This window comes from Rufibacter soli (genome assembly GCF_054781795.1).
This window is the reverse complement of record NZ_BAAGTS010000005.1, coordinates 779,738-802,205: the sequence shown is the minus strand read 5'-3', so window position 1 is coordinate 802,205 and position 22,468 is coordinate 779,738. Positions and strand designations below refer to the sequence as shown.

The 22,468-nt window shown below is 52.1% G+C and carries 17 protein-coding genes; 12 read left to right on the top strand and 5 right to left on the bottom strand.

Going from position 1 to position 22,468, the window contains the following annotated elements; all coding sequences use genetic code 11:
- Positions 1 to 44: 44 nt before the first annotated feature.
- Positions 45 to 1,817 carry an OstA-like protein gene (locus ACYVJQ_RS17705; protein WP_460894445.1) on the bottom strand — a complete coding sequence of 591 codons (1,773 nt, stop codon included), beginning with the start codon at positions 1,815 to 1,817 and terminating at the stop codon, positions 45 to 47.
- Positions 1,818 to 1,962: 145 nt separating this feature from the next.
- Between ACYVJQ_RS17705 and tilS the strand changes: the two genes are divergently transcribed.
- Complete coding sequence (tilS, locus tag ACYVJQ_RS17700) at positions 1,963 to 3,324, top strand: tRNA lysidine(34) synthetase TilS (protein ID WP_460894444.1); 1,362 nt, start codon at positions 1,963 to 1,965, stop codon at positions 3,322 to 3,324.
- Positions 3,325 to 3,529: 205 nt separating this feature from the next.
- Positions 3,530 to 4,468, top strand: coding sequence for a malate dehydrogenase (gene mdh / locus ACYVJQ_RS17695; RefSeq protein WP_460894443.1), 939 nt, complete (start codon positions 3,530 to 3,532; stop codon positions 4,466 to 4,468).
- A 91-nt stretch (positions 4,469 to 4,559) separates the two neighbouring features.
- Here the strand turns inward: mdh and ACYVJQ_RS17690 are convergent, their stop codons facing one another.
- Entirely contained in the window at positions 4,560 to 5,849 is a 1,290-nt protein-coding gene (locus tag ACYVJQ_RS17690; RefSeq protein ID WP_460894442.1) for a metal-dependent hydrolase family protein, read from the bottom strand.
- Positions 5,850 to 6,044: 195 nt separating this feature from the next.
- Here ACYVJQ_RS17690 and ACYVJQ_RS17685 point away from each other — a divergent pair, with 195 nt between their 5' ends.
- From ACYVJQ_RS17685 to ACYVJQ_RS17675, 3 genes are all read left to right on the top strand, one after another.
- Entirely contained in the window at positions 6,045 to 6,476 is a 432-nt protein-coding gene (locus tag ACYVJQ_RS17685) for an NfeD family protein (protein ID WP_460894441.1), read from the top strand.
- A 115-nt stretch (positions 6,477 to 6,591) separates the two neighbouring features.
- Positions 6,592 to 7,251: a hypothetical protein gene (locus tag ACYVJQ_RS17680; RefSeq protein WP_460894440.1), complete on the top strand. Its 660-nt coding sequence runs from the start codon at positions 6,592 to 6,594 to the stop codon at positions 7,249 to 7,251.
- Positions 7,252 to 7,282: 31 nt separating this feature from the next.
- Positions 7,283 to 8,173 carry an SPFH domain-containing protein gene (locus tag ACYVJQ_RS17675; RefSeq protein ID WP_460894439.1) on the top strand — a complete coding sequence of 297 codons (891 nt, stop codon included), beginning with the start codon at positions 7,283 to 7,285 and terminating at the stop codon, positions 8,171 to 8,173.
- Between the two features lie 489 nt (positions 8,174 to 8,662).
- On the opposite strand, the gene ACYVJQ_RS17670 is transcribed toward ACYVJQ_RS17675, so the two are convergent.
- The 3 genes from ACYVJQ_RS17670 to mutL all read right to left on the bottom strand — a co-directional run bounded on the left by ACYVJQ_RS17670 (position 8,663) and on the right by mutL (position 12,400).
- Complete coding sequence (locus ACYVJQ_RS17670; RefSeq protein WP_460894438.1) at positions 8,663 to 9,580, bottom strand: rhomboid family intramembrane serine protease; 918 nt, start codon at positions 9,578 to 9,580, stop codon at positions 8,663 to 8,665.
- 3 nt (positions 9,581 to 9,583) lie between these two features.
- On the bottom strand, positions 9,584 to 10,363 hold the full coding sequence (locus ACYVJQ_RS17665) for a rhomboid family intramembrane serine protease (RefSeq protein ID WP_460894437.1): 780 nt from the start codon (positions 10,361 to 10,363) through the stop codon (positions 9,584 to 9,586).
- A 192-nt stretch (positions 10,364 to 10,555) separates the two neighbouring features.
- Positions 10,556 to 12,400, bottom strand: a complete 1,845-nt coding sequence (gene mutL, locus ACYVJQ_RS17660) for a DNA mismatch repair endonuclease MutL (protein WP_460894436.1) — start codon at positions 12,398 to 12,400, stop codon at positions 10,556 to 10,558.
- A gap of 379 nt (positions 12,401 to 12,779) precedes the next feature.
- Here mutL and ACYVJQ_RS17655 point away from each other — a divergent pair, with 379 nt between their 5' ends.
- The 7 genes from ACYVJQ_RS17655 (at position 12,780) to ACYVJQ_RS17625 (ending at position 22,463) form a co-directional block, all read left to right on the top strand.
- Positions 12,780 to 15,734, top strand: coding sequence for a glycoside hydrolase family 3 N-terminal domain-containing protein (locus tag ACYVJQ_RS17655; RefSeq protein ID WP_460894435.1), 2,955 nt, complete (start codon positions 12,780 to 12,782; stop codon positions 15,732 to 15,734).
- A 25-nt stretch (positions 15,735 to 15,759) separates the two neighbouring features.
- Entirely contained in the window at positions 15,760 to 16,902 is a 1,143-nt protein-coding gene (gene bshA, locus ACYVJQ_RS17650; RefSeq protein WP_460894434.1) for an N-acetyl-alpha-D-glucosaminyl L-malate synthase BshA, read from the top strand.
- 34 nt (positions 16,903 to 16,936) lie between these two features.
- Positions 16,937 to 17,539 (top strand): hypothetical protein, encoded by a 603-nt coding sequence (locus ACYVJQ_RS17645; RefSeq protein ID WP_460894433.1) that lies wholly within the window; start codon positions 16,937 to 16,939, stop codon positions 17,537 to 17,539.
- Between the two features lie 147 nt (positions 17,540 to 17,686).
- Positions 17,687 to 18,256, top strand: coding sequence for an NUDIX domain-containing protein (locus tag ACYVJQ_RS17640; protein WP_460894432.1), 570 nt, complete (start codon positions 17,687 to 17,689; stop codon positions 18,254 to 18,256).
- 135 nt (positions 18,257 to 18,391) lie between these two features.
- Positions 18,392 to 19,186: a lysophospholipid acyltransferase family protein gene (locus ACYVJQ_RS17635; RefSeq protein ID WP_460894431.1), complete on the top strand. Its 795-nt coding sequence runs from the start codon at positions 18,392 to 18,394 to the stop codon at positions 19,184 to 19,186.
- A complete protein-coding gene (gene gatC, locus ACYVJQ_RS17630; protein WP_460894430.1) occupies positions 19,134 to 19,421 on the top strand; it encodes an Asp-tRNA(Asn)/Glu-tRNA(Gln) amidotransferase subunit GatC in 288 nt (95 codons plus the stop codon). The genes ACYVJQ_RS17635 and gatC overlap by 53 nt, the downstream gene beginning before the upstream one ends.
- A gap of 6 nt (positions 19,422 to 19,427) precedes the next feature.
- Positions 19,428 to 22,463 carry a tetratricopeptide repeat protein gene (locus tag ACYVJQ_RS17625; RefSeq protein ID WP_460894429.1) on the top strand — a complete coding sequence of 1,012 codons (3,036 nt, stop codon included), beginning with the start codon at positions 19,428 to 19,430 and terminating at the stop codon, positions 22,461 to 22,463.
- Positions 22,464 to 22,468 lie beyond the last annotated feature (5 nt).

Sequence of the window (22,468 nt, the reverse complement as noted above, 5' to 3'; positions counted from 1 at the left end):
ATGTAACAGAACGAATCACAGCTAGCCTAAGTATAAGGGCCGATTTATTGCCCCCGTTTGAATTTACCCCCATTTATTTTCCTAGCTGGGTACGGCACGGCTTTCCCTTTTTGAATGATGACTGGCGCCGGGGCAGTTTTGGCGGGTGCGGCAACAGGCTTTTCAGGAGCCGCTTTCTTTTTGAAGGGCGAATTTTTCACAGGAGCAGGTTTCTTGGCCGGAACCGCCTTTTTGGCCGGTACCCGCTTCTTGGCGGGCCCTCGCCAGGCCAGCACCGAGGCCTTGGTAGGTATTTCCTTGCCGCGCCACTCAAAACCACTCAGCTTTTTATCAGGATCCTCCAGTTCATGCGGCGGAATCAGCTTGGCCTCAGGGTTCTCCAGAAAAGAGATGAACTGAATTTTACCGTCTTTAAAGAGCATGCGCATGTCACTGCTCACAGCCCGGTTCATGCCCAGCGTGGCGGTATCCCCGTCCAGGGCAAAATAGAGGCTTTCGGCGTTGCCATTCACATCAATGCGGCTGATCTTACTGTTGGTAAAATGCGCGATCATGCTGCGGCCTTTTATCTGGTTGAAATTCTCCAGGGTATCTCTGGAAATGGCAAAAGCATCTCCATACATGCGCATTTGGTGCAGGCTGTTGTTTTTCAGTTGCATCACCACGCTGTCTGCGGTCATCTGGTTTTTGCTGGCCCACAGCCGGGGGTTTCGGCTCATGTAAATCACAGAGTCGTTCAAATCATAAGTGAGTGAGTCACAAAGTCCCTGCAGATCAGATTTGAAGATGCGCACGTCATAATAGGCGTACAGTTTCCCTTTTTTGGCCTTGTTGCGGGTGTTCTCTACCGAGTACAGCGTATCTGCCGACAGGTACATGGTGTCACGGGAAACAATGCTTTTCATGACCGGCGACCCAAATACCTTGGCCCTGCCGCCGGCCCGCCAGTATTGGGCCGTCTGCCCGGTAATAATGGTGGTGTCTTTAATAGAGGTCATGGACACGTTGCGGGAGGCGGTGTAAAACTCACGGCCCTTGTCATAGGTAAGTTCATCGCCCCTAATAATATAGTCTGGGGTTTTAATGCTGGCATTGCCCCTGAAGTTAGAGGCCCTAGTAACCGTATTGTAAGTACCGCGGTTGGCAAACAAAGTCCCGTCCGGCGATTTAATGGTGGTGGGCCCAAAAAACTCCACTACTTTGCTGACGGTGTTGTAGGCCATGGTATCACTGACCACCTCGGCGTTCTGACCCAGGTACTTCACGCCTTTCTTGAAACCAAGCACCTTCACATCAGAGGCATAGGTCCCTAATTGGCTTTGAATGGTGTAGTCTGCCCCTACTATGTTCCCGCCTTCGGTGTAATAAGCCCGTTTGGCGTCCAGGTTGTAGTTGAGCGAAGGTGTGGTGAGGGTCATCTCGGCGTCACGGAGGGTCACGCCGCCGCGCATGTTGGCAACGCGCCGGGTACCGTCATAGCTGGCCGTGGCGCTGGTGGCATCCATGCTTTCCTGGGTAATGTGCACGTTCCCGAACACCTCCATGCGGTTCCGGTCCTTGGCGTACTGGTAGGCAGAGTCGGCGGTGAGGGTGGTGGAACCCTGGCGCATGACAACGTTACCCAGCAAACGGCGCACTTCCTCGCCGTTATAGGTACCGGCCTCTAACGTATTTGCGGACACTTCTACCGGCTGCCCCTTCGGTGGCGTGTCCTGGCCATAGGACAGCAGGGCAGAAAACACGGAGAAAAGAGATACTAACCCTATCTTTGCGAACTTCATCAATGATTTCAATACGTGCGAAATTAGTAAGATCAAGCTTAACATTCGTTTTTGTTAGCGAAAAAGGTTAGAGAGAGCTTCATTAGCCGCCATTCATGCCTCGCCAGGCCAAGTTCTGGTGCCCATACATTGTTCCAGCTAATGCGCGCCATGGCCCTTTGCCGCCCAAAAGACAATTATCATGCTTGGTTTCACCAAATGCCTTCCTTTGCCTATGCGCCAGAAAGTCTTAGATTATATAACTGCCCACGGGTTAGCCACCCCAGACACCAAAATCTTAGTTGCCGTAAGCGGCGGCCTTGATTCTGTAGTATTGGCAGACCTGTTGCACCGCCTCAAATTCTCCTTTGCCGTACTGCACTGCAACTTCGGCCTGCGCGGCGAAGAATCAGACGCCGATGAACTCTTTGTACGTAAACTGGCCAAACAATATGACGCGCCATTCTACAGTGAACAGTTCCAGACCCAGGCCTTTGCTGAACAGGAAGGCATTTCCATCCAGATGGCGGCACGCACCCTGCGCTACGAGTGGTTTGAGCAGATGCGTACCCAACTGGGCTATGACGTCATCGCTACGGCCCACCACCAGAGTGATGCCTTGGAGACGGTGCTTTTAAACCTGGTGCGCGGCACCGGCTTGGCGGGTCTGCATGGCATTCTTCCTAAAATGGGACACCTCATCCGTCCGCTGCTAGGCCTCACCAAAGATGATCTGTATGACTGGCTGGTTACCAAACGCCTGGCCTGGCGTGAAGATTCCAGCAATGAGAACACCAAATACAACCGCAACCTGGTACGCCAGGACGTGATTCCCGTGCTCAAGCAACTAAACCCCAACCTGGAGGAAACCTTCACCCAAACCCTGGAACGCCTGCAAGGCGCCGAGGCCGTGTTTCTAGCCTCTTTTTTGGAAATCAAGGCCAAAACGCAACGCCAGGAGAACGGCGCCACCTACCTGCGTATTGCCCCGCTGCAGGAAAGCCCCGCGCCGGTGGTGCTGTTGCATGAGTTGCTAAAACCTTTCCATTTCAACTACGCCCAGGCCCAGGAGATTGCCGCCGGCTGGGACGGACTTTCCGGTAAGACCTTCGTCTCGCCGGCCTACGTATTGGTAAAAGACCGCGAGGAACTGGTGATTACGCCCAAGGCCCTGGAGAAATTTGGCAGCCTGTCTGTGCCCGAAGACACCACTGAAATCCAGTTTGGGCCTTATTTGGCAAAAATAGCCCGGAAACCCGCCGAAGGTTACAAGGTGCCCCGCTCCAAAGACGTGGCCGCCCTGGACGCAGATCTGGTGAAATTTCCGCTCAAGCTTAGGCCCTGGAAACAAGGCGACTGGTTTATCCCGCTGGGCATGAACGGCAAAAAGAAAGTGAGCGACCTGCTCATAGACAAGAAAATACCCGCCAACCTAAAGCCAGACGTGTGGGTGCTGGTCTCAGACGCTTCCTTGACCTGGGTCATTGGCCAGCAGTTAGATAACCGCTTTAAGATTTCGGAAAATACGCAGCAGGTGCTGGAGATCACGGTGAGCCGGGTTTAATTGTTGATGGTTAATTGCTTATTGTTAATTGCTGATTGTTGTTCAATAATTATCCGTGGTTTGAGAATAAGGGAACAGTCAACAATATGAACAATTAACAATTTGAGCAACCAGCAATTAAAACCGATTTCCTTTTCACCCTCCCGCACTTTTACCTAATTTCGCCGCGTAGTTTTTATATAGTCTAACCAAACGCAAACATATAATGAAAGTAACCGTTGTTGGAGCCGGAAACGTAGGGGCCACCTGTGCCGACGTGTTGGCTTACCGCGAAATCGCCAATGAAGTAGTGTTAGTAGATATCAAAGAGGGTTTTGCTGAAGGCAAGGCGCTGGATATCTGGCAGAAATCCCCCATTAACCTGTATGACACCCGCACCGTGGGGGTGACCAACGACTATAGCCGTACCGCCAATTCAGATGTAGTGGTGATTACTTCAGGTTTGCCCCGCAAACCCGGCATGACCCGCGATGATTTGATCAGCACCAACGCCGGCATCGTGCGTTCCGTGACTGAGAACGTGATCAAGCACTCGCCGGAGGCCATCATCATTGTGGTTTCCAACCCACTGGATGTGATGACCTACGCCGCGCACCTCACTTCTAAACTGCCCCGCACCAAAGTAATGGGTATGGCCGGTATCCTGGACACCGCCCGTTACCGCGCCTTCTTAGCCGAAGAACTGAACGTGTCTCCTAAAGACATTCAGGCGGTATTGATGGGTGGCCACGGTGATACTATGGTTCCGCTTCCTCGCTACACTACCGTGGGTGGTATTCCGGTAACTGAACTGATTGACCCTGCTAAACTGGACGCCATTGTAGACCGCACCAAAAACGGTGGTGGTGAACTGGTGAAACTGATGGGTACCTCAGCCTGGTATGCTCCAGGTTCTGCCGCTGCCCAAATGGTAGAAGCCATTGTGCGTGACCAGAAACGGGTGTTCCCGGTTTGTATCAAACTGGAAGGCGAGTATGGCATCACTGGCACATACCTGGGTGTACCAGTAGTGTTAGGCAAAAACGGCGTAGAGCGCGTAATTGAGCTTCAATTGAACGAAGACGAAATGGCTCTTTTGAAAGCCTCTGAGAAAGCCGTGCGTGAAGTAATGGACGTGTTAGACAACATGCCTGCCAACGCCTAAGCTTTAAAATATCTAATTAACAGGAGAGCCCGGCCATTTGGCCGGGCTCTCCTGTTTTAGGCCCGTTTTTCAGAAAACAGGCTTAAAACGCCTACTGCTTATACACCACGCCGTCCTTCATCACAAAGGTAACCTGCTGCAACAGCTTGATATCTTTCAACGGGTCCCCAGTTACAGCTACCAAGTCCGCTAATTTCCCCTTCTCCACGGTGCCCAGCTTATCTGATAAGCCTATTAACTCGGCGGCGCTGACGGTGGCAGCTTTGATGGCTTCAATGGGTGGCATGCCGGCTTCTACCATATATTCAAACTCCTTCGCGTTTTTGCCATGCATGAACACCCCGGCATCAGTCCCGAAGGCGATTTTCACCCCGGCTTTGTAAGCTTTGGCAAACGTACCCTGCAACTGCGGCCCAATGGCCAGGGCTTTGGGCGTCACCAACGCGGGGTAATAGCCTTTGATCTTAGCCGAGTCAGCCACGGATTTGCCGGCTGTGAGGGTGGGAACGTACCAAGTGCTATTCTTTTTCATGAGCTTCATAGTTTCCTCATCCATGAGCGTGCCGTGCTCCACAGAGGTCACTCCGGCCCGTACGGCCCGTTTCATGCCTTCGGCGCCGTGGGCGTGCACCGCTACTTTCAGGCCCAAATCACGGGCGGTTTCTACAATGGCTCTTATTTCTTCTTCAGTGAACTGCGGGGCCGAGCCGTCTTTCGCTACGCTCAGCACCCCGCCCGTAGAAGCAATCTTGATCAAATCAGCGCCGTTCTTGTATTGGTAACGCACTGCCTTGCGGGCCTCATCTGGCCCATTGGCCACGCCCTGGGCCGGCCCCGGGTCTCCTTGCAAATCTGCTCGGTAGTTATTGGTGGGGTCCATGTGCCCGCCGGTAGCCGAAATAGCCTTGCCTACCACCAACATACGCGGTCCTTTCACCAGGCCTTGGTTGATGGCATTGCGCAACTGCACGTTAATGCCGCTTCCACCCAGGTCCCGCACCGTGGTAAACCCGGCTAAAAGAGTCCTCTCCGCGTAGTTCACCGACCGGAAGGCGATGGTGCCCTGGTTTAAAGAAATAGCTTCGGCGTACGCCGTGGGGCTGGTCTCGCTTTCAAAGTGCACGTGCATGTCCATAAAACCGGGCATCACCGTCTGGTTCTTCAGGTCGATGACCTTAGTGCCCGCGGCCGGAGCGGTATAGCCTTTCTCCACGGCCACAATCTGGTTGCCTTCTATCACCACGGTCATCTCTGGTTGGGCCTTTTCTTTGAGCCCGTCAATGAGGAAGCCGCAGTGTACCAGGGTTCTTTGGGCCTTGGCATCCAGGCCCGAAAAGGTTAGCCAGGCCAGGGTAGCTACTAAGAGGTAGAATTTTTGCATATAGGTTGAGTGTCGAAAAAATGAAGAATCTAATGTACTAAAATAAGGGAAGCAGTCACTATTCTAACCTCTTTCCTGGACCTTGACGTTTTGGGCTTGTTTTTTGGAAAAACGGCCTTAAAACGCACCAAGCTGCCACTTCTGCTTGCTTTCCCCGCAAAAAATCTTACCTTGATACCATAACCAACTAAGGGCATGGCAATAGATCTCTGGTGGCTCTGGCTTATAGCCGGTATTCTGTTATTGGTAGCGGAAATGGTAACCGGCACCTTTTACCTACTGTGGCTGGGCGTAGCGGCCATGGTGGCGGCAGTGTTGGCCTATCTTTTCCCTGATCTGCATTGGCTGCCGCCGGCCGCCGCCAGTGTGACTGGTCTGCTATTGATCCTACTCACCAAACCACTCACCACCCGCCTCCGGCAAGCCCGCGGCTACGCAGACCCTGCCCACCAACTCACCAACAAAGAAGGCGAAGTACTGGAGGCCATCTCCCCTACCCGCTTGGGTATTGTGCGCGTAGGCACCGAGATCTGGTCGGCCAGTGCCCATGAGGACCTGGCCCCGGGCCAACGGGTTCTGGTAGTCAGCCAAAGCAGCACGGTCCTGAAAGTAGTTCCTATTAAGTAGGCTTATGTTTTTATAATTTATTACAGCTATACATTATAATTTAAATTACCAACAAGCTAAGCTAATATTTAAAAGCGTCTTCTATCCAATATTATAATCAACCATAATTAATTACATGAAAACTTTTATATCTGACTTAATTCCTAAGCTAAAAAGATATTCTCATAATTTAGATAATCTAACTTTACTTACAGACAAACACTGGGTAATAATTGATGAAATAGACTTAGCTAAGAATGTATATATCTTTAGAAAAAACGGTCAACTAATTATTTCTCAAAATGGAAAAGTAGAAAAAGCTACTTGGGAATATTTAGGCAATAATTCTATTCTAATTGATCGTGATCAAGATAGTTATCTTTTCAGACATGGGTTCTTTGATGAAAACGTTTTAGCCCTTAAAGTTGATGGAAAAGAAGAATACGCATTTATGATAAATGAGAACAGTTATGAAGGTGAAATTAACTCTTTTGAAAAAATAACTAATTTTCTTAAATTAAAATATTTAGATTCAAATACAGGAAGTTTTATTATAAACTCCATTAACCTTGAATTAAATAACCATAACAAAATTGCTCCTAAAGTAAAAGTTGAAAAATATACCACTAGTAAAGGAATAATAGAGATAGAAACAGAAGGTATATATAATACAGTTTCAATAGGAAACCCTGTATATACTAACAAAAACCCTACACCGAATGGAAAATACAAAATAGGTTTTTTATTTTATATTCATATTAAAGATGGATTAATATCCGATATTACACTTTTCTAATCGTTTAGAATTTATATAAATATTCACTCAGATGACTACTTCCCTTATCATCCTTGCCTCCGTCATCGTGCTCATGGCGCTCTCCATTAGAATTATCCAGCAACAGAAGGTGGCTGTGGTAGAGCGGCTGGGTAAGTTCCAGCGCATCATGCACCCGGGCCTGAACCTGTTTATCCCTATTGTAGACCGCGTGCGGGTTTACCATGATTTGCGCATTCAGCAGACCAACGTGCCCCCTCAGTCGGTGATTACCCGTGACAACGTGCAGGTGCTCATTGACACCATTGTGTTCTATCAGGTAGTTGGGCCCGAGCAGGCTACTTACGGCATTTTTGACTACGTGCTGGGCGTGCGAAACATCACCACCGCCACCATGCGGCAGATTATTGGTAACCTGGAACTGGACGAGACCCTCTCGGGCCGCGAGCGGATCTCTGCGGAAATCAGGACTGCCCTGGACGAGGCCACCGAGAAATGGGGCGTGCGCATTGAGCGCGTGGAGGTCATTGACATCAAACCCCCGGTAGACATTCAGGAAGCCATGGACAAGCAGATGAAAGCCGAACGTAACCGCCGCGCCACTATCCTGGAAGCCGAAGCCGCCAAGCAGGACATGATTCTTCGGGCCGAGGGTGACAAAACCAGCAAGGTGCTCCGTGCCGAAGGCGAGCGTGCCTCAGCGGAACTCCACGCCTTAGGCCAAGCCAAATCTATAATTGACGTGGCCGAAGCAGAGAAAACCCGAATCAAATTATTAATGGAAGCCGGATTAGATGACCGCGTACTCACCTACAAATCCTTTGAGGCCCTTGAGAAAATTGCCATGGGCCCAGCCAATAAGATTTTCCTGCCTACTGCGGCAGTAGAAACGTTGGGCAACATCGGCGCCATAGGCGATATGATCCAGAGCAGCAAAAACTAACCCTCCGTTTTAAGCCCGTTTTTGTAAAAACAGGCCCAAACAAGTGATAGCGGCTACTCAGAAACAAGAAGGCCTCGCTGGTAAACCAGCGAGGCCTTCTTGTTTTTCTGTATTGGTTGACTGTCTCTTCTCTTCTCGTTGTACTCCAACTCGTCCTAAATTTTAACTCTTATCCGCCCTAAAACTGTCTCTGGCTCCTTCTGAAATGCACTTCCCCCTTTGTCATCCTGGAAGGATCTTGTGGGCGAACGGTAGTAGCAGTCCTTCAAAGCCATTACCGTTCGCTACCGAGATCCTTTCAGGATGACAAAATAGTAGGTAAGAGTAAGAGTAGGATCAGGAAAAGGTTGATATAGCGCGCTATGAATAAGTGATTGAAAGAAAATAAGCCTCTTCCGTTTTAAGTCCGTTTTTCCAAAAACAGCCCTAAAACACCCAATCCCTATCCCTCAAAAAACTGACAACTAGTAACTGACAACTAATGAAACCCTACTTCTGGCTTGCCTTGAACAGTTTCTGCTTCTCTTCCTTGGTCAGGCTTTCATAGCCAGAGACGGAGATCTTGTCCAGAATCTGGTCAATCTCCATCTGGGAAGGGTGCCCGGCCATACCGGAAGACACCGGCATAGAAGCATTTGGGGTGGCGGTGTACGGCCTGTTTGGGTTTTTGTACGTCACCTTAAGGGGAGACCGGCGTTTGAACAAGCCACTGAAGAAGCCCAGCACCGCCTGTACGGGCCGGCCCAAATCTGTGCCGCGCTGCAGTTGCTGAATGTAGAGAAAGCCCAGGATAGCGCCGCCCAAGTGGGCGATGTTGCCCCCGGCATTGCTCCCCACGGCTCCGGAAATAGAGAGCAGCACCATTACGGCGGCAATATACTTGATCCGGATAGGACCCAGCAGAATGAGGTTGAACGTGTAATTGGGCAATAAGGTAGCCGCGGCCACCATCACCGAAATCACGCTGCCAGAGGCCCCCATCATAAAAGAGCGGTCGGCGCGCAGCTGCAGGTACGGGATGGTGTTGTAGGTAAGCAGGTAGAAAAGCCCTCCGGCCAGACCTCCCAGCACGTAGAGGTTCACCAGGCGCTTATCGCCCAGGTATTCCCGTATCAGCATGCCAAACCAGTACAGGTTGAGCAGGTTAAAGATGATATGGAAAAACTCCAGATGGGTGAAGAAATAGGTAAACAGGGTCCAGGGCCGGTAGGCAAACAACTGCAGGTTGCTGGGCAGTTGCAGAAAGGTCATGAGGTACGAAAACGTGCCCCCAGAACCGCTCAGGGTCATGATGGTCCGCACCACAATGAGCACGGCAAACACCACCACATTTATGAAAATGAGTTGGTGCAGCGCGTTGTTCCCCTTGCTGAACGCAGATTTTATATCGTCAAAGATACTGGTCATAGATTAGTAGAAGTTTGTGCGTTTCCGCTCCCAGAGCTTAAGCAGGATATAGGCGAAGAGCATTCCGCCTAAGTGGGCATAGTGCGCCACGTTGTCACCGGGCGTCCGGTTTAATCCAGAGTAAAGCTCAAACGCACCGTACAGTAATACGAAATATTTGGCCTTGATAGGTATAGGAAAAAACAGCAACATGAGTTCTGTGTTGGGGAACAGCATGCCAAAGGCCATCAGAATCCCAAACACCGCCCCAGAGGCGCCCAACATAGGGCTGTTCACCATCACCTCAGATAATTTAGACGCAATGGTCTTCGCCTGCATGATAAACTGAGGATCTGTGGGGTTGCGGTTAAAGCCTATCATGAAGTCCTGCAGGCCCCGCACGTTCACCCCGGCGCTCTGCACCAGATCCCTGAAATCAATGGGGTCTGGATTCTGCATAAAGGCCGCCACCCCGTCCATGACCGTGGTTACCTCATAGCCCCGCACCAATGAATACAGTACGCTCGCGCCCAGACCGGTTACCAGGTAAAAGACCAGAAAGCGTTTTTCGCCCCAATGGCGCTCCAGCAACGGCCCGAAGATGAACAAACTAAACATGTTACTGAACAGGTGCATCAGGTTGCCATGCATGAACATGTGGGTCACGAACTGGAACGGCCGGAACGCATCTGACCGGATATCATGTAAGGCAAACAGATCCGTGGGAAAAAGCCTATCGCTCAGAAAGTACATAAGTACGTTCAGGATAAGCAGGTTTCGCACCATGGGTGTGATAGGTGGCATAGCGTAGTAATGTGGTAAAGGGGTAATGAAAGGCTGGCCCACAGAATACTATGGCGTCCTTCTTATTTATATAATAACCAGCCCGGGGGAGAAGGGTTCTGCTCCCAAGAGTACGGCATACCGGCATATTTGATACCCTGCGCGGCTAAAAACCAGCAATTTACCTGGTTCCTCACCTGCTGTCCCCGCAGCTTAGCCCCGCAGAAAGAGATCCTGCAACTGCTCGGTCTGCAGAATGACCAGGGTCTTTTGGCCGCTGGGTGTGTAATTGGGCACCTGGCAGCCAAACAGCCTGTCCACCAGCGCATTCATTTCCTGGTCGCTCAACCGGCCCGTGAACCGGCTGGCCACGCGTTTGGCCATGGCCCGGGCCAGGTTCTCCTGCCGGTCTACCTTTAACGCTGACAGGTTGTTTTTATATTGTTCCAGCAGCCCTTCAATCAGCTCCCGCTCATCCCGCAGCGGAATATCTGCCGGAATACCATTCACCACCAACGTATTATTCCCGAAGTCATTGAAGACAAAGCCCAGGGCATTGAACTCCTCGGCCAGCTCCATGACCAGGGAGAAATCTCCCGGCGAGAGCGGCAGGGTCTGCGGGAACAGCAATTGCTGTGAGGCGCCCGTGCGTTTGCCCAAGGCCTGGCTGTATTTTTCATACAAAATGCGTTCCTGAGCGGCCTGCTGGTCTACTACCATCAAGCCAGATTTCACCTGCACCATCAAATATTTCTGGTGCACCTGCAGAGCTTTAGAGCCACCGGTCAGGTTGCCACTGCCTAGCAGGGTCTCTTCCTCTTCCGGGAAAAGGCTGGTTTCTTCTGTGGTAGCGGTTCTGTTTACTTCCCTGGCCGGGGCCGAAGCCGCATATTGGTGGCCACTGCTTCCGCCTGAGGCGCGGCTGGTAAAGGTGGTGGGCAAGCCCGATGAGGGCGAAGTTCTGGGGGCCTGCGCGGGGGCCGTCTCAAAGTCCATAGAGGCCGGGAATTTCATGGGCTGCAGCGGCATGTAGTTCACATCAGCGCCAAAGTCCAGAGACGGGGCAATGTTGTGCAGGCCCAGGCTCTGCTTCACAGCCGCGCGCACAATGGCATAGACCGTTTTTTCGTCCTCAAATTTGATCTCGGTCTTGGTGGGGTGCACATTGATGTCTATGGTTTCAGGGGCGATTTCCAGAAACAAGACGTAAAACGGAAAGCTATCTTTGGGCAACAGGCCCTCAAAGGCCGTAAGCACGGCGTGGTTCAGGTACTGGCTTTTGATAAACCGGTTGTTCACGAAGAAGAACTGCTCGCCGCGGCTCTTTTTGGCAAACTCAGGCTTGCCTATATAGCCCTTTACGGTCAGAAACGGCGTGGTTTCCTCACAGGCGGCCATCTGCTCTTTATACTCTTTGCCAAAGATGCTCACAATGCGCTGGCTCAATTTACCGGCGGGCAGGTTCATCACCTCCACCTCGTTCTGGTATAGGGCAAAGGCAATCTCTGGGTTGGCCAGGGCCACGCGCTGGAACTCATCCAGAATATGGCGCATCTCCACGGGGTTGCTTTTCAGGAAGTTACGGCGGGCGGGCACGTTAAAAAACAGGTTCTTCACGCACACAATGGTGCCCTCGGCCATGGCCTCAGGTTCCTGCTTGAGCACCTCATTGCCTTCAATGGTAAGGCAGGTACCCAGCTCGGCACCGCGGGCGCGGGTCTTCATCTCTACCTGGGCTACGGCGGCAATAGAGGCCATGGCCTCGCCCCTGAAACCCATGGTCCTGATCCGGAACAGGTCTTCGGTGGTTTTTATCTTGGAGGTGGCGTGGCGTTCAAAACACATGCGGGCGTCGGTGGGGGTCATGCCCTGGCCGTCGTCCACCACCTGTATTAATTGCTTGCCCGCGTCTTTGATGATTAACTGTACGCTGGTGCTGCGCGCATCTACGCTATTCTCCAACAACTCCTTTACCACTGAGGCCGGGCGCTGCACCACTTCGCCGGCGGCGATCTGGTTGGCCAGGTACTCTGGTAATAAACGGATGATATCTGCCATAAATCTTCCCTGCGTAGTTAATTATTTTTATTCTCCCCTACCGTTCCGTATGGGCCCAAACTGGGGGTTGGCCCGAACTTTTTAAGGCAGAAAAGCAAAATTTTGAGTAATATTACCAGCTTAAACAGTAGGGTAAGTTCCCTCACCTTCTGCCAGTTCTATCTTTTGGTGCCCGTTTTCTGCGGTGGGTCCACTGCCGCCAAAACGAGCCCTGCAAGGTAGAGGCTTTTGAGGAAACTACTTTGGCCTTTCCTGTTTTACGCCCGTTTTTCTAAAAACACCCGTAAAACACCCTGGGCCCACCCTGCCGGCCGGCTTATTTCCTCTGCGAAATTAGGCCTATGAAACAGTTATTCAAATTTTAATTACGCGTTGCGAAATGCTAAATCGATATAGCCTGGTACTGCTTCTGGTGGTAATGGGCGCCTGGATGGCATTGTCGGGGTTCGGCCCCAAAGGCCGGGGCAATATTTCCATACAGGAACAACGCTGGGTAGACAGTGTGTATCAAACCCTTACGCCTGAGCAGCGTCTGGGACAACTCTTTATGGTGGCGGCCTACTCAAACAGCGGGCAAGGCCACGTGCGCGAAATTGAGAACCTGGTGAGCCAGTACGGCATTGGCGGTATCATGTTCATGCAGGGCGGCCCTGTGCGCCAGGCCAAACTCACTAACCGCTACCAAAGCCTGGCCAAAGTACCTTTACTGGTAGCCATTGACGCCGAGTGGGGCCTGGACATGCGCCTGGATAGCAGCATGCACTTCGCCAAGCAGATGACCCTGGGGGCCTTGCCCGATGACCGCTATGTGTACCTCATGGGCCGCGAGATTGCACTCAAACTTAAGCGCCTGGGCATTCACGTGAACTTCTCGCCGGTGGTAGACGTGAACAGCAACCCTAATAACCCGGTGATTGGCAACCGCTCCTTTGGCGAAAGCAAAGAAAAGGTAACCGCCCGTGGCATTGCTTACATCAAAGGTCTGCAGGACCACGGCATTATTGCGGTGGCCAAACACTTCCCCGGCCACGGCGACACCGATGCAGACTCCCACTTCTCCCTACCCGTGCTTTCCCATGACATGGCCCGCCTCACCGAGGTGGAGCTTTACCCCTTCAAGCGCTCTTTTGACGCCGGCGTGATGGGCGTAATGGTGGCCCACCTGCACGTACCCAAGCTAGATTCCATTGTGAACCGCGCCGCTACGCTCTCGCCGTACCTGGTCAATGACCTGCTTAAAGGCAAGATGCAGTATGAGGGCCTGGTTTTTACTGATGCCCTCAACATGAAAGGCGTGACCCGCTACCACAAGCCCGGCGAGGTAGACGCTCTGGCGCTGATTGCAGGTAATGACGTGCTGCTGTTCTCTGAAGACGTGCCCAAGGCCATGCAAAGCATTAAGCTGGCCATTGCCGCGGGCCAGATTACAGAGCAGGAAATAGAGCTGCGCGTGCGCAAGATGCTGCATGCCAAGTTCTGGGCCGGCTTGAACCAATACACCCCTATTGACCTGACCAACCTTTCCAGTGACCTGAGCCGCCCCGGAAGCAAGGTATTGCAGCAGCAGCTGTATGAGCAGGCGGTTACGGTAGTGGCCAACAAAAACAACCTGCTGCCCTTCCGGATGCTGGACACTACGTCTTTTGCCTCTCTTTCTATAGGGGCTGGGTCACATAATATGTTCACCCAAACCCTGGACAAATACACCTCTTTCAAGAAATTCGCCATTACCAGCCGCGCCGCGCCAGACAGCGTGTACCGCAACTTAAAGCGGGACCTGGCGGGGTCAGACGTGGTGGTGGTATCGCTACATAACCTCAACAACAACCCGGGCAACAACTTCAACCTATCGGGCAACGCCCTGGGCTTTATAAAGGAGCTGCAGCGCGATTCCACCAAAAAAGTGGTGGTGGTAGTGATGGGCAATGCCTATAGCCTCAAGAACTTTGAAAGCAGCCAGTGGCTGGTGTGTGGCTATGAAGACAATGAAGTGGTGAATCGGGTGATTCCGCAGGTGCTATTTGGTGCTTTGCCTGGTATTGGCCGGTTACCTGTGACCGCCTCCCCTAAATTCAAAGCCGGAGACGGCATCACTACGCCTTCTTTAAATCGCTTGAAATACTCAGTGCCCGAGAGCGTGGGCATGAACTCCACCATTCTCAAGCAGATTGACAACATTGCCTTAGAGGCCATTGCCTACGCAGCTACCCCGGGCTGTCAGGTGCTGGTGGTAAAGGACGGCACCGTGGTGCTGGAGAAAGCCTACGGCTATTACACCTATGACCGCAGCCAGCCGGTCACAGAGAAAACCATCTATGACCTGGCCTCCATCACCAAAGTGGCGGCCACACTGCAGGCCGTGATGTTCCTGAAAGACCAGGGCCGTCTGAAACTGGAGGAGAAATTGATTACGTACCTGCCCGAGCTCAGGGGAACCAACAAGGCTAGCCTGACCGTGCGCGACGTGCTGCTGCACCAGGCCGGGCTGGTAGCCTTTATCCCTTTCTGGAAACAGACGCTGCGGAACGGTAACCTCAACCCTATTTATTATGACACCCTGCGGTCTGAAAAATTCCCCAATGAGGTAGTGCCCGGCATTTACAGTAACCAGCGCCTGGAAGATTCTGTCTGGACCTGGATTGTAAAATCTGACCTCACGGGTAAGCGGGTGGCCAACGGCAAGTTTGAATACCGCTATTCAGACCTGGGCCTACACATCATGAAACGGGTGGCCGAGCGCCTTTTGAACCAACCCCTCCCCGACTTCCTGGAACAGAACTTCTACGCGCCGCTGGGGGCCTCTACCCTTACCTTCAACCCGCTTAACAAATTCCTGAAAGAGCAGATTGCCCCCACCGCTACCACTTCAGACCTGAAAGCCAACGTGACCGTGCAAGGCACCGTGCATGACGGCAACGCGGCTCTGCTGGGCGGCACCGCAGGCCATGCGGGTTTGTTCTCCAATGCCAACGACCTGGCCATTCTCATGCAGATGGACCTGCAGAACGGCAATTACGGCGGGCAGCAGTACTTCAAAACCCCGGTAGTAACTGAGTTCTCTAAAGGTGCCAGCCAATACAGCCGCCGCGGCATGGGCTGGGACAAACCAGACCCAGATGGCAACGGCCCTACCTCAGAACTGGCCCCCATGAGTACCTTTGGCCATACCGGTTTCACGGGCACGGGCACCTGGCTTGACCCAGACAACAACATTATTTACATCTTCCTCTCCAACCGCGTATACCCTGATGCAGAGAATGATAAGCTGCTCAAGTACAACATCAGGACCCGCATTCATGATGTGGTGTACCAATCGTTAGAATTGAAACCGTAACTTCGCCAGGTAAACCCAAACGCGTATGAAGATTGGAATCGTGTGCTACCCCACTTTTGGCGGTAGCGGAGTGGTAGCCACTGAATTAGGCAAAGCCTTGGCTGACAAGGGCCACAAGGTGCATTTTATCACCTACAGTCAGCCCGCCCGCCTGGATTCTTTCAATGAGAACCTTTTCTACCACGAGGTCAACATCCCTAACTACCCGCTTTTTCAGTACCCGCCCTATGAACTGGCCCTGGCCAGCAAGATGGTAGATATTGTGCAGTTTGAGCATTTAGACGTGCTGCACGTGCACTACGCCATCCCGCACGCCTCGGCAGCGTACATGGCCAAGCAGATTCTGCGCACCAAAGGCATCCAGATACCGGTCATCACCACCCTGCACGGCACAGACATCACCCTGGTAGGCAAAGACGCCTCCTATGAGCCGGTGGTCACCTTCAGTATCAACCAGTCAGACGCGGTCACCTCTGTCTCTGAGGACCTGCGCCGCGAGACGTATGAGTACTTCTCCATTGAGAAAGACATTGTGGTGATCCCCAACTTCATCAATCTGGAGCGGTTCCAGAAACAGCGCAAGGAGCACTTCAAATCGGCCATCGCGCCGCAGGGCGAGAAACTGCTGGTGCACACTTCTAACTTTAGGGGCGTGAAACGGATTGGCGACGTGATCAAGATTTTCTCCAAGGTGCGCGAGCAGATTCCCTCCAAACTTATTCTGGTAGGCGACGGTCCCGAGCGCCCCAAGATGGAGAACCTGTGCCGCAAGCTGGGCGTGAGCGCCGATGTGCGGTTCCTGGGCAAGCTGGAAGCCGTGGAAGAACTCCTTTCCATTGCTGATGTCTTTTTGATGCCCTCTGAGAAAGAGAGTTTCGGGCTGGCCGCCCTGGAGGCCATGGCCTGCGAGGTGCCCGTTATTTCCTCTAACGCCGGCGGCCTGCCCGAGCTGAACGTGGACGGCGTGACTGGTTTCGTAAGCAACGTGGGCGATGTGAAAGACATGGTCAAGAACACGCTCTTCGTGCTTCAGGATGACCAGCTACCCACCTTCAAAGCCAATGCGCTGGCCCGCGCCAAGGAATTTGAAATTAATCGGATTGTGCCCCTTTATGAGGCTGTCTACCAACAGGCCGCAGAATGTGTTAAGGCGCAGGCCGGGGTGTAAATTTCAAATTCAGGTTATAAATTCCTCTTTTATTATGAGACCCTTAATTCTGGTCCTTCTGGCTTTATTTGCCCTCACTGGTCCTACGGCCTTTGCTCAATCTAAAGCGACTGATTATTTAAACATTCCAGGCCCTATTTCTTTCAATCAAACCACCTTCCATTTGGCTTGGTCTTCCAACCCAAATCCTTCCTATTTTAAACAAGAGTATATTCCGGCTGGGGAAAGCGCAGAAAAATTCAACCAGATGGTTTTATTGGAGGTGGTTACTGGAAACTTGACAACCTTAGATGCTGTAAGGGCACAAGTTATGTTGCTGGAGGAAAGAAAGAAGAAGGATGCGGTGGCACAGTACCAGGTTTTTGATAGGGATGGCTCTGAAGAAATTATTTTAGACTTCATGTTAAGTGCCGGTTCCAAGGACGCCCTTTCTGTGGTGGAGTGGAGTGGTTATAGATACACTCCATTTATTGATAAGGACGGAAAGAAAGGAGTACTGCTTTTTGCCATTAGCAAACGGGGGTACGGCAAAGACATAAATGACTTCTTTTCCAACTTAAAGGCTAACCGTATGGATTGGATTAATGTTCTGGGAGCTTTAAGCGTTCCTCAGGCAAGAATACAAAACACAAACTAAGGAGAGAACCTTCTTTACAAAAATCCTAATCCAAGTAGACCAATAGTCAGTAGAATAATGCCTCTCGTCTGTTTTGGGCCTGTTTTTCAGAAGAGGTGCCCAAAACAGAAATAGCACCTCATCCATTTCCTGATAGCCCCTACCCACGTGAAACCAGAACACTCCACAGAAAACCCCTGGACCAGCCTAGACTCAAAACCGGTGTACAGCAACCCCTGGATCAGCGTGCGCGAAGAACAGGTGATCAACCCCGGTGGCGGGCAGGGCATCTATGGTATTGTGTCCATGAAAAACAAGGCCATTGGTATTGTGCCCATAGACCAGGAGGGAAATACCTGGCTGGTGGGACAGTACCGCTACCCCTTAAAAGAGTATTCCTGGGAGATCCCAATGGGCGGCGGACCGGTGGAGCTGAACGTGCTGGAATCTGCCAAACGGGAACTGAAGGAAGAGACCGGCTTTACCGCTGAGGAGTGGACCATGATTGCCCGTTTGCACACTTCTAATTCCGTCACTGATGAAGAAGGCTTTGTTTTTCTGGCCGAGGAACTGACCGCGGGGGAAACGGAATTTGAGGAAACCGAGGACATTAAAATCTGGAAACTACCCCTCTCTGAGGCCGTGCGCCTGGTCATGGATAACGAGATTACAGATGCCATTAGCGTGGCTGGGTTACTGAAAGCAGAGAAGATCCTTTTAAGCCGTCGTCCAAAATAAACGGTCTGGTTTGGCACTAAGTGCCGGAGCAAGGCGTTCCCGTTTCAGAGCCGTTTTTCAGAAAACAGGTCAAAAACGGCTTTGCGGCATATAGACCATGTGGCGCCTTTGTCATTTATTAGTAATTTTGGACGCATGAAAAAGCTAAAAGGACTCGGGAAAAAAGTATATGCCGTGTGGTGTACCACCTGGTTTGTGCTGCCTTTTATCACTTCCTACCCGCTTTTCAGGATTATGATTGCCAAACCTAACCGGTTCAGGCACGCCCACAACTTAAACCGGCTTTGGGCCAAGATGCAGCTACGTATGTACCTGATGCCCGTAACGGTGCAAGGCCAGGAATGGCTGGACCCCAAACAGAAATACGTCTTCGCCCCTAACCATAGCTCCTACATTGACATCCCCATGATTCTGGCGGCCATTCCGGGCTTCCTTAATTTTGTGGGTAAAAAATCCCTGACTAAAGTACCGCTCTGGGGCAAGATCTATGACGCCCTGTACATCTCTGTGGACCGCGAGAGCGCCATTAGTAGTGCCAAGGCGTATATTGCAAGCAAGCAAAGCCTGGAGGCCGGCCGTAGCGTGGTCATCTTCCCCGAAGGCAAGATCTCCCCAGAATCGGGCCACAATCTGTTGCCTTTCAAGGACGGTCCTTTCAAGTTGGCCATTGAGAAGCAGGTGCCGCTGGTGCCTATCACCATGCCCTACAACCACCTGTTTCTGCCAGACGTGAAGGGCAAGTTGATCATCAGATACCACCCCCTGGAAATCATCATCCACCAGCCAATTCCTACCCAGGGGCTAACCATGCACGATCTGGAGTTCCTGAAACAGCAGACCTACTCCATCATACAAAAGACCCTACAATACAAGAATAATGAGCACGAACATAGAAACCTTACGCCAGTTGGCGCACTTAGCCCGGCTTGAGTTTGACGAGACCAAAGAGCAGGAGATGCTCCAGGACCTGAACAACATCCTTAACTGGGTAGACCAACTGCGCGAACTAGACACCCAGAATGTGGAGCCATTAATCCATATCTCAGAAGAAGTGAACGTGATGCGTGATGACTTGGCCCAAAACACCGTGCGCCATGAAGACGCCCTGAAACTGGCGCCGCGCAAAGACTCAGACTATTTTAGGGTACCAAAGGTTCTGGAGTAAGCCAGAATGAAGCTTTTCTCTTTCTGGCCAGCCCTGGAGCCCGGCCGCCGAATCCTGTATTTCCTTTTAACCGCTATGGTGCTGGGGGCAATGGCCCTTAGCCTTTACGGCTATTTTAAGGGAGACCAAATGGTATTCCCTCTGGAGAAACAGGCAGATCTTTTTCCGGCGGAAGCCCATTTGAATCCGTCTACCTCCTTGCTAACGCCCATGCGGGTGGAAGTAAATGCCTATCTGGTAGCCGAGACCTACACCATTGGTGACATGCAACTGCCCTTATGGGCTACCGGGGTTTATTTTACCGGAATGATGGTGGCCATGGCCTTTTTCTGGACCATTGCCAGCACCTTGCGCCGTATTCCGTATTACGTGGCGGTGGCGCTGGGCATGCTCTGGCTGTCTACCCTCAACCTGGATCTGCTGGGCATCTTCCCTGACACCAGCCGGTACATGCTCATGATTAGCCTGGGCACGCTGGGCATCCTGAGCTTCCTGTTTCATGCCTTCTGGAGCAATGTGTCTTTCCTGGGCCGGTTTCTGGCCTTCACAGTGGTGCTATTAGGCCTAAACGCCCTTTTATTCCATTTTTCACCCCTTCCTGCTGAGCTCACGGCCTTGCACATAGTCAACTATGGTACCATTGCCGGGTTTGCGGCCTCGGTGCTATTCATGGTGCTGGTAGCCTATGAGAACCTGCATGGTCTGTTGTGGTTTAACACGCAGGCACAGCAGCCCCAGCGCCGGTTTGGTCTGTTGCAGTTTGTCTTGATTAGTGTTCTGTACCTGGGCAACCTGCTACTGCTCTACCTCAAGCAGACCGGCATGCTTCCCTTTGCCTTCACCGGACTGGACGCTTTGCTGGTTTTCCTGATCTCTGCTTTGGTGGGCTTATGGGGCCTTAGGCAGCGGCAGATGCAGTACGCGCGCTTTTTCTCTTTTGAGACTGAGGCTGTGCCGCTGTACCTGGTGCTAGCGTTGCTGACCTTCCTGAATCTTGGCTATGCGTTTCTACTGGCCAATGACCCGTTGGTGAATGCCTACCGTAGCGCCATCATCCTGACCCACCTGGCCTATGGGGTCGCGTTTTTACTCTACGTAGTCATTAACTTCGGTCCGCTTATTAAGCAGAAACTGCGGGTGTACAAAGTGGTGTATGACCCCAAAATGCTGCCATTTTTCACAGTGTATCTGATGGGTACGGTGCTGGTGGTGGTAATGCTGGTTAGGAGCCAGTATGCCCTGTATTTCCAGCACCAGGCCGGGTACTTCAATTACCTGGGTGACCTGTACCGCCAAACCGAGGAACGCCCGCTCCTGGCGGAGCAGTTTTACAATGAAGGCACGGTACTCTCCAAAAACAACCTTCGTTCCAGCTTCTCGCTCACAGACATGTACCACCAGGCCGGCATGCGTTACCTGGAAATGCAGCGCCTGCGCGAAGTGATGCAACAGAAAACCTCACCTGAGGCCTATCTACGTCTAGCCAATCTCTATACCAATTCCGCTGATCTGTTTGACCACCTGGGCGTTTTGCAGGAAGCCGTGAAGCAGTATCCAAACAATGCACCCCTGCTCAATAACCTGGGTCTGTTGTACGGTACCACTTCCTTTGCTGACTCGGCGGGCTTCTACCTGGACGCCGCCCTGGCGCAAAGCCCAGAGCCCGAAGTGATCCAGGCCAACCAATTACACTTTCTGGCCAGCCACGGGTTTGCCAAACAGGCCCAGGAATTCTCGCAGAAATATGGTGCAGGCACCTATGGCCCGCTGCTTACCAACCGACTGGCCATCTCAGCGGTGACCAAAGCGCCCATTCCTGCAAAACTACCCGCCTTACCTGCAGACAGCAATTTGACTTCCCAACGCTTTGCGTATGCCTTTAACCAGTACCTGTTTGCGGGAAATGGTAAAGACAGCACGGTATTCTCCAGGTTAGACCAACTCCTGCGGCAGGAAAGCAACCAGAACTTCCACGGTGACCTGAGCCTGGCAAAGGCATTATTGTTATACCAGAAAGGAGCTCCCGCCCAAGCGAAAAACAATCTAGAGGCCCTGGCCAGTACTAGCGGCGGAGCGTCCGGTTATTACTATGATATCCTGGGCCAATGGATGATGGCCGCCCGCTTGTATCCGTTGGCAGCCAGTTATTTCCAGAAAGCCCGCGAGGCCGGCTACCGTGACGCCCACTTACATGCCGTGGTAGCAATTGCCTTGGCAGGTGATGGCGCGCAGGCTGCTCAGATAGCATTAGCACCCCAGCAATACCCTGAGGCGTGGCAGAAAAAAGCCGCCACCCAAATTGCCATTGCCACGCAACTTTCCCCGGAACAAGCCACTGCAGCCCCAGATTCTTTGAAAGTGCAATTCTTACAACTGCGGGCGGCTTCTTTGCCGCTGACCCAGGTGGAAGCCGTGGCGAACCAGATTACTACGTCGGCCTTGGCTCCGGTAGCGGCCATTCCGTTGGTGAAGCGGTACCTGCAGGAGAAAAACTTCACCACCACCGGCAATCTGCTGCGCATCCATTTCCCGGCCAGCTTCCCTAAAGGGGCCCTTAAATCTGAAGCCAATGCCCTGCAGGCTGAACTTTGGTGGAAGAATGGCCAGTGGCAGGAGTTGAACACGCAATTACCTAAACTTTATTTCACGCCTCAGGATGCAGGCATTCGGCTTTACTACCAGGCTCTGCTGGCCCAGCGTAATAAAAACACCAAGTCCGCGACTAATCTTTATAACCAACTGCTGCAGCGCGCACCGGGTCTGGAAGCAGGGCAACTGGCTGCCGCCGATTTCTTTGTTGCCCAGAAACAGCCCATGCGGGCCTATGAGTTGCTGCTGGAGGCCGTAGAGTTCAATCCGGCTTCTGTCACGCTGCGCAAGGCTTACATTAAAACGGCCCTGAATCAAGGGTTGCGGGAATATGCCTTGCAGGGATTGGAGCAACTGGAACCTTTGCTAAGTGCTCCGGAATACCTTACCTTTAAAAGAGAAATAGACGCCCAATTGCAGGCCACAGAGGCACAGCAGCAAGGGTGGCAATAAAGACC

What these genes read in the sequence shown, in the direction of transcription:
- ACYVJQ_RS17670 (WP_460894438.1), bottom strand. Translation starts at nt 9,580, where the DNA reads ATGACCAGTATCTTTGACGATATAAAATCTGCGTTCAGCAAGGGGAAC.
- ACYVJQ_RS17625 (WP_460894429.1), top strand. Translation starts at nt 19,428, where the DNA reads ATGAAGCTTTTCTCTTTCTGGCCAGCCCTGGAGCCCGGCCGCCGAATC.
- ACYVJQ_RS17675 (WP_460894439.1), top strand. Translation starts at nt 7,283, where the DNA reads ATGACTACTTCCCTTATCATCCTTGCCTCCGTCATCGTGCTCATGGCG.
- ACYVJQ_RS17635 (WP_460894431.1), top strand. Translation starts at nt 18,392, where the DNA reads ATGAAAAAGCTAAAAGGACTCGGGAAAAAAGTATATGCCGTGTGGTGT.
- ACYVJQ_RS17655 (WP_460894435.1), top strand. Translation starts at nt 12,780, where the DNA reads ATGCTAAATCGATATAGCCTGGTACTGCTTCTGGTGGTAATGGGCGCC.
- tilS (WP_460894444.1), top strand. Translation starts at nt 1,963, where the DNA reads ATGCTTGGTTTCACCAAATGCCTTCCTTTGCCTATGCGCCAGAAAGTC.
- mdh (WP_460894443.1), top strand. Translation starts at nt 3,530, where the DNA reads ATGAAAGTAACCGTTGTTGGAGCCGGAAACGTAGGGGCCACCTGTGCC.
- ACYVJQ_RS17645 (WP_460894433.1), top strand. Translation starts at nt 16,937, where the DNA reads ATGAGACCCTTAATTCTGGTCCTTCTGGCTTTATTTGCCCTCACTGGT.
- ACYVJQ_RS17685 (WP_460894441.1), top strand. Translation starts at nt 6,045, where the DNA reads ATGGCAATAGATCTCTGGTGGCTCTGGCTTATAGCCGGTATTCTGTTA.
- ACYVJQ_RS17680 (WP_460894440.1), top strand. Translation starts at nt 6,592, where the DNA reads ATGAAAACTTTTATATCTGACTTAATTCCTAAGCTAAAAAGATATTCT.
- ACYVJQ_RS17665 (WP_460894437.1), bottom strand. Translation starts at nt 10,363, where the DNA reads ATGCCACCTATCACACCCATGGTGCGAAACCTGCTTATCCTGAACGTA.
- gatC (WP_460894430.1), top strand. Translation starts at nt 19,134, where the DNA reads ATGAGCACGAACATAGAAACCTTACGCCAGTTGGCGCACTTAGCCCGG.
- mutL (WP_460894436.1), bottom strand. Translation starts at nt 12,400, where the DNA reads ATGGCAGATATCATCCGTTTATTACCAGAGTACCTGGCCAACCAGATC.
- ACYVJQ_RS17690 (WP_460894442.1), bottom strand. Translation starts at nt 5,849, where the DNA reads ATGCAAAAATTCTACCTCTTAGTAGCTACCCTGGCCTGGCTAACCTTT.
- bshA (WP_460894434.1), top strand. Translation starts at nt 15,760, where the DNA reads ATGAAGATTGGAATCGTGTGCTACCCCACTTTTGGCGGTAGCGGAGTG.